The organism is Adlercreutzia shanghongiae, from assembly GCF_035830635.1.
GTDB classification, from domain to species: domain Bacteria; phylum Actinomycetota; class Coriobacteriia; order Coriobacteriales; family Eggerthellaceae; genus Adlercreutzia; species Adlercreutzia shanghongiae.
This window is the reverse complement of the sequence record NZ_JAYMFI010000021.1, coordinates 1-13201: the sequence shown is the minus strand read 5'-3', so window position 1 is coordinate 13201 and position 13201 is coordinate 1. Positions and strand designations below refer to the sequence as shown.

The window sequence follows — 13201 nt, the reverse complement described above, 5'->3', positions numbered from 1 at the left end:
TCTGTTCTACGTAGGAAAATAGCTCTTTTTGCTAAGAAATCTGCCAACGCTTCGAGAAGCAATCTGTTAGCTTTGCAATCAGCTCCAGGGAGCAGAATACATCATCCTGCTCTCGATAGTATGAAAGATTCTGACTCAAGGCGCAAAAACCTTCGTGCATCTTTCTAGCGGCCCTCGTCTTGGTCTCTCCGTCAGGAACGATAAGTCCGTAGCAAATGAGCAGAGAGGCGTAATCGTGGGCAGCAGGAGTTTTCCATGATTTGTCAATTGTGGTCTTCGGAATATCGTAAAGTTCGATTAGATGCTTGTAGATGGATTTGATCGGCTCTTTCATTCGGTGCTTGAGGTCGTTGAGCAAGTAGTCGTTATGCGCAGCAGCATTGCGCAGTGTTTTTGCCGGGAAGAGCAGCCTTTTGATATGCTGAGCATTTCGCACGTCCTTTGCCACCTCGGAGCAATGCTTTAGTTGGTCGTGCTCTCCCGAATCAAAGAAAAGGAATTTGTAGAATGCGATAAAGTCGCCGAAAGATGCCATTTCCATGAAGTGCCATGGCTGCATGATTTCAAGTGAACCGTATTTCTCAACTAGTCTTTTTGAGTATCGAGAAGAACCAAAATGCAGCAACGATCGCTCAACGTGATCGCAATCTATGCCTCCGCACAAGCTATAAGCAGCTGAATAAATCTGAGCCTGTGCAGCCGCAAGCTCAGATTTGGATCCATCGCTTGAGCGCATGTTCAGAAACTCAGCTGATAGACTTTGCAGTTTTTTGGCGTTGGCGTCAGCGGCCTCGTCTAAAGGAGCTTGGACGATCTGGGCCAGTGCTTTCTTTTTAGAGAAAGCAAAGAATTTTTCAATTAAGCTGTCTATCTTGAGGTTGCTTTCCATAAGGACGCGGTTAACTACAACTTTGAGATAATGCTCGAGGTCAAGCGCTAAATCAAGCACAAGCTCTCTGAGAACAGCGTCTTTGCGGGAAAGGTCAACGAGATATGCAAAATCCAAATTGACATATTGCCCGTATTAGCATATTTATCGAAGTTCTTATCGAAAGCTTTCACCTTGAAGAAAAAGTTGCTCCGCGACAGAAAATCTGCAGCCTCATCCTCCGTACAAATCTCGAATCTGATGCCATTTTTATGCATCAGGGCAACTTGATCTCGAGCAGAGAGGGCATGTTCTTCCATAGGGGCCTTCCAACGAAAAACGGCCCCGAACGCAGGCGCTCAGGGCCGATAAAGCTCCAATTGAGCTTTTCACATCGGAGATATGATATATGAGTTCCGAGCGAAAGTCCACCGTTCCTCAGTCGGCTCCCCGGCGAGCCAGCTTAAGCTGGGTCGCCGGGGAGCCGACTGAGGTTATGCTGCCACTCTTAAAGAGTGGCAGCATAACCTCATAAAATCAAAATATCTAGATGTTTGTCAAACATCTAGATAAAAACAGTTTGACAAACAACAACAACTCGTCAAACTGTTTTTATTGATATTTAATTTTATTTCAACAAGAAACACTCTGCTGGGCGGCTCTTACTGCAACGGGATGGTGGAATTCGATTGCTAAAGAGAGGTTGCCGCCGATAAAGCTGGTTCCAACATGTGGAGAGGGCGTGCGTCTGGGCAGGGCGCCGATGGTAGCCGCCGGTTAGACACAAAGCTAGGAGCGAAAGTTGATGACGGAGCGTGGAGTGGAATTAGCGAATCAAGGCGAGAGGTATGGGAAGGACAAGATATCTATGCGTTGTTCGGAGGAGCGTGCCCCTGCGATTGCGGAAAGGGCATGGGGCTTGCAGTATGATGAAATGCCGCGTTATATTCTCATCCATATACTTGTTAGGGATAGATTATTTGATCGATATTAGATATATTGCAATAATATGGTGTTATGAGAAATGAACGAAGGGAACGCCATGGAGTCTTTGACTATTAGGAGAATTATCGACAAAATCACTGGCGGGGAGATAAGAATCCCGTCTTTTCAAAGAGGATTTGTGTGGGACGAGGACTCAATTGCCTTTTTCGTGGATAGCCTATATAAGGGCTATCCTGTTGGCGCAATTTTGCTATGGCGAACAACGGAGCGGCTACAGAATGAACGGCATTTGGGATCTTTTGAATTGCCTAGTCCCGCAAAGGATTATCCAGTAAGCTACGTCCTCGATGGGCAGCAGCGCCTGACGTCGATTTTTACGGTATTTCAAACTGAATTAGAGCCTGTGGAGCCCATTAAGGGGATTTACTACATCATCGGAGCTGATTCCAAACCGCAGAATGTCCAATTTGTCCCCCTCGATGACAAGGAAGCTGATTCGTCAAAGTACTTTCCTATCAATGCGCTGTTTGATTCTGTCAAGTACCGCATGGCAACAGAGGGTTTAAGTGACGATGTGAAAAAGGAGATAGATAAAGTTCAAGAAACATTCAAGGAGGTACAAATTCCTGTTCAGGATCTTGAGACAGACGACAAAGGAATAGTTGCCATTGTCTTTGAAAGAATTAACAGAGCCGGCGTTCCTCTGGAGACCTTTCAGTTGTTTAACGCTTGGAGCTGGAGCACTGCGTTTGATTTGCAGGAGAAGCTGGATGAGCTTTCTGCTGAATTGTCCGGGTGTGGTTTTGAGGGCATTGCGGAAGACCAAGACTTGCTCATGAAGTGTTTTACCGGGTACCTTCTCAATAATCCTTCACCAAGTGCAATGATGGAGCTAACCGGCCAGGATATACGAGATAACTTTGAAGTGATATCAAATGGACTCAAGTCGACTATTGATTTTCTACGGAAGGAACTACATTTATATTCTTTAGCATATGTTCCTTATCCTGCAATGATTGTTTCTCTTGTAAAATTCTTCGCTTCGGATAGGGTATCTGGGGCAACCTATAGCGAGAGCCAAAGGCGTCAGTTGGTACAATGGTTCTGGCGTAGTTGCTTTTCGAGAAGGTATTCGAGCGGCGTACTAAGGGCGCATGTGGCTGACCTCAAAGCAATGGAGGCACTGCGTAAAAATGAAAATCACTGCATAAGTGGCTTCAGCTGTGATATTAGCAAGGATTTTTTCTTGAATAGTCAGTTTGCCTCGACCTCGGTAAACACAAAAACTTTTATTGCAATGCTGGCATCAAATATGCCGAGGTCTTTTATCTCTGGGGCCTATGTCGATTTGGAGACAACGCTGCAGAAATCAAGCTCCAAGGAGTTTCATCATATATTCCCTGACAAGTATCTAAAACGTGAGGGTTTCGAGAAGCGCGATCGATACAAGTTGGCGAATTTCTGCTTCCTGAACAATGCTGACAACCAAAAAATAAAAGACAAAGCTCCCGCTGAGTATGTTTCTCTAATTCGGGAAGATTGCTTGCCAGAGATACTTGAATCTGCGCTTTGCCCACCAGATACATTCCAGTTGAGCTACGAGATCTTCCTCGAAGAGAGGGCTGAACTGTTGGCCGAATACGCAAGGGCCTTGGCCTATTAAGCGATGAAAGGTTTGAGATGGAGCCAGATACGTATTTGCTGCATATTTCGAAGCTAAACCAGCTCACAGAAACCTATAGCAAAATCGCCAGGTGCATCGGCTCTCCTGTCGTAGGCAGCCAAATGGCTGGAGCTATTGCGCAAGAGGTGGTTACTGCGGCGCAGAATGCAAGTTGTGAGCTCGATACATTGTTGGAGTCTGACGACCTAAGGGGCATGGGGGAAGCTGAGTGGGGATACCTATCCGCCCTTGGTGATTTGTTGCGAGATATTGCCACACAAGGGGTTTATGATCTTGGGGCAATCAAGAGCACGGTTTGCGCCATTGCTCTAATCGAGCGTCGAGAAAGCAATTTCGCTAATAACGCGAACTGGAAACGGGTGTTTCGCGCACTTGTTGGATTTCGCGATTCAGTTGTAGTGCGATAAGAAAGCTGGCGACGCACGGCCTCGCGGTTCGCACCCAAGGGACTTCCGAAGACTACCCATCGCTGAATTGCATTCTGTGCTATCAAGGCGATGAGGCGGTGGGCTTAAGCCTCGATGGGTGCCGCATCTTTGTGCTTTTTGACGTGGTTGACGAGTGCGATGCGCAGTGCGCTGAAAAATGCTTAAATGACTAAAAACCTCGGTCTGAAGAACCCGGGCATGCAAGGAGGCTGCATCAAAAAGGTTTGAGCAGATTCGCTTGGTTGGGTTTTGCGTACGCGGCTCTAGAGCATGTCTTGCGTACCTGATAGCAATTGTCGTCAGACCCTGTCTGGCAGGGCTATTGTTGAAATATGCTTAAAGCACTACTCTTTGTCGGCTCGCCACGGGTTCTTTTCCTCTGCCTTATCTCATGTTGTATTGCTGCCTTTTCGGGGAATTGCGATAAGGCTGAGGGATAAAGAAGCCACTAGTCGCTTTTGCCAATGATTCGCCCTAGCTTTCGTATGTCTTGCGAGCTGTCTTCAAGTCAAAATTGCGACCCGAGAGCCTCATCGTGGGGATAGGCCGGTTCGGTCTACATTGAAGCTGGTTTCGAGACGACATTCCACTGCGCAACTGCAACCGAGGAATTGGTGGGGTTTTCTGTTGGAGCAAAGTCTCTGCTAGAATGCCAATAAAGGTAAATACAGCGTGTTCGGTATACCTGCTCTGGAAGATCGAGCCTTGACGAACACGGTAGTTTTACGTAAAGGAGCTAACATGCAATTTGCTGCTATTCTTGCCGGAGGCTCGGGCGTTCGCATGGGGAACCCTAATAAGCCGAAGCAGTTTTTCTATTTGGGTGATAAGCCTATTCTCGTGCACACGCTGGAGAAGTTCTGCGCTAGCGGGCGGTTCGATGCCATTCTGGTGCTCACGCCAGCTACCTGGGTGCAGCAGACCAAGGACATCATCGCCAAGCACTGCCCGCAGTGTGCTGACGCGGTTAACGTGATCGCTGGCGGAGCGGAGCGCAACGATACCATCATGAACGCCATCCACTACTTCGAGAACGAATGCCAGGCGGACGACGGCGCCATCATCGTCACCCACGATGCCGTGCGCCCCTTCGTTTCGCTGCGCATCATCGAGGACAACATTGAGGCCGCTCTCGCACACGGCGCCTGCGATACGGTCGTTCCCGCTACCGACACTATCGTTGAGAGCCTCGACGGCGAGCTTATTTCGTCCATTCCTAATCGCAGCGTCCTGTACCAAGGCCAAACGCCCCAGAGCTTCAACATGAAAGAGCTTCGCGAAACCCTCGAGTCTCTGACGCCCGAGGAAAGCGCCATCCTCACCGACGCTTGCAAGGCGTTCGTCATTCGAGGCAAAAAGGTGGCTCTAGTGCGTGGAGACGTGTCGAACATTAAGATTACCTATCCCCAGGACCTGCGTGTCGCTGAATCTATGCTGGAGGCCTAGCCGATGCTGAATACCGTCTACCGTCTTACGGCTCCTCGTACCATCGAGCCGGTTGTCGTTTCTCAGGACACCGTCGGCAAGGTAATCGTGCGGCCGACGCATCTGTCTATTTGCAATGCCGACCAGCGTTATTACCAGGGAGCCCGTAGCAAGGAAGTGCTCGATAAAAAGCTGCCTATGGCACTTATCCACGAGGGGATCGGTCGCGTGGTCAGCGACGATACGAGGACATTCTCGCCTGGCGATTGCGTGGTCATGCTTCCGAACGCCCCTGTGGAAGAGGATGACTACATCGCGGAGAACTACCTGAGGTCGAGTCGCTTCTGCGGCAGTGGCTTCGATGGCTTTATGCAGGAGAGCATGATCCTTCCGCCTGAGCGCGTTGTCTTGCTGCCGCAGGATGTGAACCGCGACGTGGCGGCTTTCACGGAGCTTGTTAGCGTTGCTACCCACGCAATCACCCGTTTTGATAGCATTGCTCACGGCCGTCGTAATCGCATCGGCGTTTGGGGCGATGGCAATATGGGATATATAGTGTCTCTGCTCTTGCACCTTCGTTACCCCGATGCGAAGATTGTTGTATTCGGACGTAACGCAAACAAGCTTCACGATTTTACTTTTGCTGATGAGACGCACTTGGTCGACGACGTGAGTGGCGTGGAGCTAGTCGATCACGCTTTCGAATGCGCCGGCGGAGAGGGGTCGGTAGCCGCCATTGAACAGATTATTGATCGCATCAACCCTGAAGGTACGGTATCACTGCTTGGCGTGTCCGAGAACAACGTGCCTATCAATACTCGCATGGTGCTGGAAAAGGGCCTCCGTCTTTTTGGCAGTAGCCGTAGCGGCCGCGAAGACTTTGAAAAGACCGTCGAGATGTACTGCGAGCACCCCGAAGTGCTCGATTACCTAACTGCCTTGGTATGTAGCGTGAACGACGCGAGCCAGATTTCAGACATATCCGCTGCTTTCGAAGCGGATATCCGCAAGCCTATGGGCAAGACGGTCATTAAGTGGAATATGTAGCACGTTAGGTGATTTCATATGTCTACCAATCCGCGGGCAGAAGAAAAAATAACTTTTGGGAAGCGCGTAAAGCGCGCTCTCATGCGCCAAATTCGAGCGCGCGTGAAAGATGCCGTTTTTTTCGTTGTTCTGCCTGCCGTTTATCGCAAAGCGGCAAAAAAGCCTGTTGTACCTGGCAAGGTTCTGTTTCTAGAGAACAAGGAGTCTTGGATTACTGAAAGTTTCCAGGTGATGTGGGCTCGCTTGAGCGAAATGCCCGGCTTGACTCTTGAGTTCGTGTCGTTGAGAGAGACGCGCGTCAGATTGCGCCATTATTACCGCAACTGCATTGCCTTTGTGAAAAACGCCGCTACGGCACAGTATGTATTTCTGAATGACGCGTCTAATGCTGTCAGCTGTTTGCCGCTTAGGCCCGAAACGAAAGTCGTTCAACTTTGGCACGGTTGTGGAGCCTTCAAGAAGTGGGGAATGAGCACCGCCGATCTTATCTTTGGCGGCACACGCGATGAAACTCTTCGTCATCCTTTTTACAAGAACCTTTCGCTGGTTACAGTTAGCAGCCCGGAGGTTGTGTGGGCCTATGAGGAAGCTATGGTATTGCAGAATGAGTCGAGAATCGTGCGTCCAACAGGCGTAAGTCGAACTGACGTCTTTTTCGATAAAGGATATCTAAGTTCAAGCTGCAAGAAAATTCAGCAAATTGCTCCAACGGGGTATGACAAAAAAATTCTTGTCTATGCACCTACGTTCCGGGGAAGGGTGGCGAAGGCCGAGGGTCCGAGCGCTCTCGACCTTACGCGTATGAAGAACTCACTTGGCGATTCCTATGTCTTGCTCATCAAGCACCATCCGTTTGTGAGAGAGCGGCCTGATATTCCCGCCGATTGCGCTGGTTTCGCTTTCGATGTATCCGACGAGATTGGCATAAATGAGCTCATATGTGGTGCCGATATGGTTATCTCCGACTACTCATCACTGGTTTTCGAGTACTCGCTTTTCGAGCGTCCGATGATTTTTTTCGCTTATGATCGCGATGAATATGCCGATTGGCGTGGGTTCTATTACGACTATGACGAGTTGGCCCCTGGCCCTATCTGCTCTACGACAGATGAGGTCATAAAGGCAGTTTGCGCAGCGGATGCTTGTTTTGACCCCTCGCAGGTTAGAGCATTCCGCGACAAGTTCATGTGCGCCTGCGATGGCCATGCAACTGATAGAATCATCGAATTAGTTTTTAGCGGCGAGGGTGGCAGCGAGGTCGCAGAATAGCCGCGTAATCAAGGAGGCATTGTGAATCAGGAATCCTTGCGAAAAGCGAATCCAACGGCATCGATTATCATTCCCGTTTACAACAAGGAAGATTATCTCGAAGATTGTTTCGCTACTCTGCTTGAGCAGACCATTGATCGAGATGAGCTTGAAGTTGTCTTTGTCGATGATGGCTCTGACGATGGCTCGCTTGAGCTGTTGCGACGGTTTTCCGCCGAGCATCCCTGGGCCAAAGTAGTCGCTAAAAAGAACGGCGGGGTGTCGTCTGCGCGCAATGCTGGCATCAATGCCGCAGTTGGCAAATATCTCTTCTTCCTTGATCCCGATGACAGATTGAGCCCTGAGACCATTCAGAACGTCTCGGCTTTTTTTGATACTTGCTATGACGAGGTCGATTTAGTTACTTATCCAATTGTGCCGATGAAAAACGACAAAGTGCAAGCGTTGCACTTCCGTTATGACGTACTTACCAAATCGGGAGTGTACGATCTTGCTCAGGGAGACAATTATCTAATTTGCCAAACAACAATGAATGTCTGTGTGAAGAATCGTTTTGGGCATAATGTTGTTTTCGACTTTCATCCCGAAAATGGCGTAGAAATACATGAGGATCAGAAATACATAACAGATATCCTCATGGAAAAGATGAAGATAGGCTTTTGCTGCGAGGCGCAGTATACATGGATGAAGAATGCCGACAGCGTAACGAACAATTACATGAAGCCCTACTACATCTACGACAATACTTTAGGCTTGTACGAATACTACTTCTCCCGCTATCCGGATTCTGTGCCCCGGTATTTGCAGGCTCTTCTGCTGCATGACGTGGGTTGGAAGATGGCATCGCATATTCTGCTTCCTGTGCATCGTAAGGGTGCCGAGTACGATGCGTCTCTTAACCGGCTTGCAAGACTGCTCGATCATGTTGAAGATGAGTTGATTCTTACGCATCCAAGCATTAAGCCGTATCATCGATTTTTTGTCTTGCGCTTGAAAAATAGGGGTAAGTTAGATTGTTCTGTCGGGAATCGTGCTGTCGTGCTCAAGCATGAAGAAAAGATCGTGTACGCAAGCGATACGGCCGAGTTGCTTATTCTCAGAATCGCGGTTCGTAAGGGCGGCTTGTTGCTCATCGGATGTATCAAATCTCCTGCCTTCCTGGATTTTAACGGGAGTGTTGGACTCAGAGCGAAAAGGAAGCCGGTAAACCCTTCTGGATGCGTGCGCTATGAGGATATTCCCCTCGAGATTTCCTCTCGTAGTTACAACGGGGAGAAAGTGATGCATGAGAGGTTTTACAGCTTCCGGTATTCCTGCGCGCTCGGAGATAGTGAGAACATCTCGCTAGAATTCTATCTTGGTGACAGCCGATTTGGCCTTAAATGGAGCATATGGGGTCGTGCTGCCAGTTCATATGCTCTGCATGATACGCGCATAGTCGATCAGTGGCGAGTGTTTATCGACGATGAGGCAAACCGGATAGCCATAAGGAAGCTAAGCGATATCAAGCGCGCGGAGAAGAGCCTCAACGCGCGAATTCCTCGAAAGAAAACTCAGTTCGACAGATATCTTATACGCAAAAAACGTGACACGCTCAGACATGCCGGAAGAACGGTCTGGTTGTACACTGATTCGATTGGTAAAACGGATAATGCTTGGCTGCAGTTTCTGCACGATTCGCAAATTAGCGACAATGTCGATAGGTATTACGCAAAGAACGGTGTTGAGCCTAATGAAAAGTGCGGTAAGTTTGGAAAAGTGATACCTTTCGGGGGCCGTTTGCATAAGTTGCTGTTCTGCAATGCCGATAAGTTGATCTGCTCGGATGTGGCATTTAAATGTTTCTGTCCGATGGAGGGTAAAGCTTTCAAGAGCTTTACCGATCTGTTCAACGCTGAAATTGTATATACGCAGCATGGTGTATTGTGGGCGCATTTGCCATGGTTCTATTCCTATGATCAGATTCTATTCGATAAAGAGGTCGTTTCAACTGAATTCGAGCGCCGGAACCTCGTGAACAACTACGGTTTTCACGAGAGCGATCTCATTCCTAGCGGCATGCCTCGTTATGATCTCATTGACGTGAAGCAGAGGCCAAAGAACCGTATCCTGCTCTGCCCTTCGTGGCGCTCTTACCTTATTGGCCCCCTTACGGCAGAGGGACGAAAACCGTTGAACGGAAAATTCCTGGCATCAGATTATTACAAGGAGATTAATGCATTTTTATGCGATCCTCGGCTGACGGAGCTGTTGGAAAAACACGACTTTCATCTCGACTTCAGACTTCATCCTCTGTTCAAGGTCTACGAGGAGCTTTTCGATTTGGGCGGCAATCGGGTTCATATGGCTCCAGCTTGCGTGTCCGAGGCTGATTACGCTATGGCGATTACTGATTACTCTTCTTACTCGTTCGATTTTGTTTATCTCAAGCGCGCGCTGGCGTACTTTATTCCCGACGCCGATTTATTTTTCGGCGGCATCAATCACTATAGCGAGCTCGATATCGATTTGAGCGAAGCTTTTGGCCCCTTTGTGAAAAACGCTGATGCAATGCTAGATGCTCTCGAAGAGTTTTTTGCGAACGGGGCCTTACCCCTGCCCCTCTATCAAGAGCGAATGGACGGGTTCTTCTATCACTACGATGAAAAGAACCGCGAGCGCCTTCTTGCGTATTTGACTCAGGAAGAGGTCGAGGATGCCAATTGCGACTAAAGGTGTATATCGAAGACATCCGAAAAAGGAAAGCCCACAGGTTGATGGGAGGTTAGGGCGCTATGCGCACATTATGGGCTTCGCTTTCTTCTTTGTTGTTATGGCTCCCGCCGATACTGTGTCTGAATGGCTTGAGGAATTGGCACCTGGCTCGCTTTGGGCTTTGCGATATGCGCTTATAGCACTCACGATTATTCTTTATGCGATGAAGGGCGAGAAGGCGGTGTTCTACGGGCTGGCACTCGCCTATGGCGGTTGCTCCATTTTGACAATGATTTTCGGTGATGCCCCCCTTATCTGGGCGGTGAGGGTGGCTTTTCCCTGCGTGTCGACTATGCTTTTGGTTGGCGTCTATGCTCAGAGGAAGAGCGATGAGCTTTTATGGGGAATGCTCGTAGTGATGGCTTCCTATTCAGTTGCAAACACTATTGAGTTGGTATATACGATGGTGGCTCATCCAGATGCTTTCGGTCAAGTGGCATATACTTCAATTGGTTATCGAAATGGATTCAGCAGGATTTACCTGCCGTCCATAATCGTCTCCGTTCTCCTCGATGCACGTCGGGGAAAGAGGTTTTCGCTGCGAAGTTTGCTTCTTCTGCTTGCCGCACTAGTTCAGAGTTACTTGGCGTTTTCGGCCACCTCTGCAGTGGAGTTGGCATTTGTGATAGTTGGGTTGGCGCTTATTCAAAAGCGGGATATTCGTCGCGTTATGAACGCTGTCGTTTTCGGAGTCGGTTACCTTGTTTTCTTCTTGCTTCTAGTAGTGTTTCGCGCACAATCGGTTTTCGGTCTCTTTATTGAGAGGGTGCTGCATCGCGGTCTTGATTTTACAGGGCGGACGGAATTGTGGGATCAGACGTTTGCCGCCGTCTATCCTGACTACCTTTTATTTGGGCGCCCCAAAGGAGGGTCTCCTCTGCTCGGTTTTGGAAGCGAGACATTTTGGACAGCCCATAATGGTATTCTAGATATACTGCTTTGGGGTGGCTTGCTGTCGTTGATGGTTTGTTTGGCGATGACGGCTATTACGTGTATCGGCCTATATAAACGACGACTCGAGTATTCAGCAAGCCTATACTCTCTTCTCCTGGGTGCTTTTTTTGTCGGTGGCCTCATGGAGTCTGTCATGTTTATCCAGTTCGTATTCTTTCTCGCAATGGCGTATGCGTATACGAAGGGTAAAGAGTCGGGATTTACAATCGGGGCGACGAATAGAGGTAGTCTAGTTGATGAAATTGTATAGTTGTTTATGAAGCAATGGTATCTTTGTTGATTTTTAATAGCTGCGGGTTCAGTTCATTCATTGAGGTTAGATTTTATGCGTGAAGCGGAAACAAATATTAAGAGGTGCGAGGCTCGTAGCTCGCTAAACATAGATGATAGGAAAAGATACGGCTGGCTTGATGTTTTGAAGTGCGTTGGCATGTTTGAGATTTTTGTGGGACACTTTGATGCATCGGGGCCTTGGATGACATTTATTTTTATGAACCAGGTTCCACTTTTCTTCTTTGTCTCGGGGTGTACTGAGTTTATTTCTGCTGAAGGATCATTTAAGGGATATCTGAAGAAAAAGAGCATTACATTACTTCTTCCGTATTATTTCTTTTGTGTATTATTAATAATAATACGTTTAATATCTAATGAAATTGATAATAGTGAAGCGATGCATCAGTTATTTCTAGCATTTGCTCATGGAGGGGTTCGCAACACTGCGTTTGGGGCGATTTGGTTCTTATCATGTCTGTGGACAACGTCGATTTTATTCAAATTGATTCACATGCTCATTCGTCGTACCTGGGCAATCGTTTTTGTGTCTATGGGCATTTTCCTCTTTGCGAATACTGTCATCCATCCAATAGTTAATCCTTCTTGGTACTACAATATAGATAGTGCATTGTATTACTTGATGTATTACTCAATAGGTTATGGCGCGTTCCCTTGGTTGAGGAAAACCCTATCTCTTATTAGCAAAGATGCCTATACCGCCCGCCGCTGTTTTCTTTTGGGTATCGTCCTTTTTGGCTACTCCGCCCTTGCCTTCTTCGGATTCGATATATTGATGGTGTTGCTTGAATTACCGATCTTGAGATACTATGTTGAAGCAATTCGCGCCCTATTTATTATCGCTTTTCTTCTGCTTGTGTCCTATTGTTTAAGGGATTGTACTGTTTTACAGAGACTGGGGAGAAGTAGTCTATATCTTTGTGGCTCAGAGTCAATCGCGAAGATTATTGTAACCGCTCTTTTGAGCGCAATTGGCGTATCGCTTAGCCTCTTTAATCCGCTCCAAGTTTTTGTGTACGCTGCTCTTTTGATGTGCGGCATAGTTGCGATACTGGAGCCCGTGGAGAAAATGGCTCTAGCAGCCGTAAAGCATATTCCCTCTATAGTTGTGGCTAGAAATAAGGAAACGAATTTCAGCTCCATCTCTTTGGGTTGAGCTGTTTGTTCTTTTGGGGCCTGTGCTTATCCAGCGAGGTGGGCCTAGCAAGAATCCTTGGATATGAGATCGCTCATCTCACTACCGCTTGGAAAGGGGTATCCGATATGATTGAGCAGTAATCCTGTTTGGTACCCACAATCAGCAAATGCTGGTACCGTCGGTCAGCAGAGTTGGTACCGCAAGTAAGCCCATCGGTACCGCGCTCTCCGCCCCGTAGAATTCGATCTGTTGCGTTCAAGGGGAACGCACTGACCGAAAGGGGCGCCATCGGCATCGTCTCCACCGAGAATATCTCAAGTTCGGCACCGCGGAAGCTGGCGCCCTTCATCACGAACACCGACGCTCGGTCGAACAGGCGGTCCAGCGTGCACAGCAGC

Annotated in this window: 11 protein-coding genes; 8 read left to right on the top strand and 3 right to left on the bottom strand. The window is 48.2% G+C overall.

Features of this window, described 5'->3' with window-relative positions; translation table 11 throughout:
- Window positions 1–31: 31 nt before the first annotated feature.
- Window positions 32–1006 carry an Abi family protein gene (locus tag VJ923_RS09665; protein WP_326440938.1) on the bottom strand — a complete coding sequence of 325 codons (975 nt, stop codon included), beginning with the start codon at window positions 1004–1006 and terminating at the stop codon, window positions 32–34.
- The gene (locus tag VJ923_RS09660) at window positions 937–1188 is read right to left on the bottom strand and encodes a hypothetical protein (protein ID WP_326440962.1); all 252 of its coding nucleotides are present in this window, start codon (window positions 1186–1188) and stop codon (window positions 937–939) included. Before VJ923_RS09660 ends, VJ923_RS09665 begins: the two co-directional genes overlap by 70 nt.
- A 722-nt stretch (window positions 1189–1910) precedes the next feature.
- On the opposite strand from VJ923_RS09660, the gene VJ923_RS09655 reads away from it, so the two are divergent.
- The 8 genes from VJ923_RS09655 (at window position 1911) to VJ923_RS09620 (ending at window position 12821) form a co-directional block, all read left to right on the top strand.
- Window positions 1911–3476 (top strand): GmrSD restriction endonuclease domain-containing protein, encoded by a 1566-nt coding sequence (locus VJ923_RS09655; RefSeq protein WP_326440936.1) that lies wholly within the window; start codon window positions 1911–1913, stop codon window positions 3474–3476.
- 17 nt (window positions 3477–3493) lie between these two features.
- Entirely contained in the window at window positions 3494–3904 is a 411-nt protein-coding gene (locus VJ923_RS09650; RefSeq protein ID WP_326440934.1) for a hypothetical protein, read from the top strand.
- Window positions 3905–4666: 762 nt separating this feature from the next.
- Window positions 4667–5371 (top strand): IspD/TarI family cytidylyltransferase, encoded by a 705-nt coding sequence (locus VJ923_RS09645; protein WP_326440932.1) that lies wholly within the window; start codon window positions 4667–4669, stop codon window positions 5369–5371.
- 3 nt (window positions 5372–5374) lie between these two features.
- Window positions 5375–6397, top strand: a complete 1023-nt coding sequence (locus VJ923_RS09640; RefSeq protein ID WP_326440930.1) for an alcohol dehydrogenase catalytic domain-containing protein — start codon at window positions 5375–5377, stop codon at window positions 6395–6397.
- Between the two features lie 18 nt (window positions 6398–6415).
- Window positions 6416–7666 (top strand): CDP-glycerol glycerophosphotransferase family protein, encoded by a 1251-nt coding sequence (locus VJ923_RS09635; protein WP_326440929.1) that lies wholly within the window; start codon window positions 6416–6418, stop codon window positions 7664–7666.
- A 21-nt stretch (window positions 7667–7687) separates the two neighbouring features.
- Window positions 7688–10378, top strand: coding sequence for a glycosyltransferase (locus tag VJ923_RS09630; protein ID WP_326440927.1), 2691 nt, complete (start codon window positions 7688–7690; stop codon window positions 10376–10378).
- A complete protein-coding gene (locus VJ923_RS09625) occupies window positions 10362–11624 on the top strand; it encodes a hypothetical protein (RefSeq protein ID WP_326440925.1) in 1263 nt (420 codons plus the stop codon). The genes VJ923_RS09630 and VJ923_RS09625 overlap by 17 nt, the downstream gene beginning before the upstream one ends.
- 75 nt (window positions 11625–11699) lie before the next feature.
- A complete protein-coding gene (locus VJ923_RS09620; protein WP_326440923.1) occupies window positions 11700–12821 on the top strand; it encodes an acyltransferase family protein in 1122 nt (373 codons plus the stop codon).
- Between the two features lie 73 nt (window positions 12822–12894).
- Here VJ923_RS09620 and VJ923_RS09615 read toward each other — a convergent pair.
- Window positions 12895–13201: hypothetical protein (locus tag VJ923_RS09615; RefSeq protein ID WP_326440921.1), on the bottom strand; the 307-nt coding region annotated here is incomplete at its 5' end.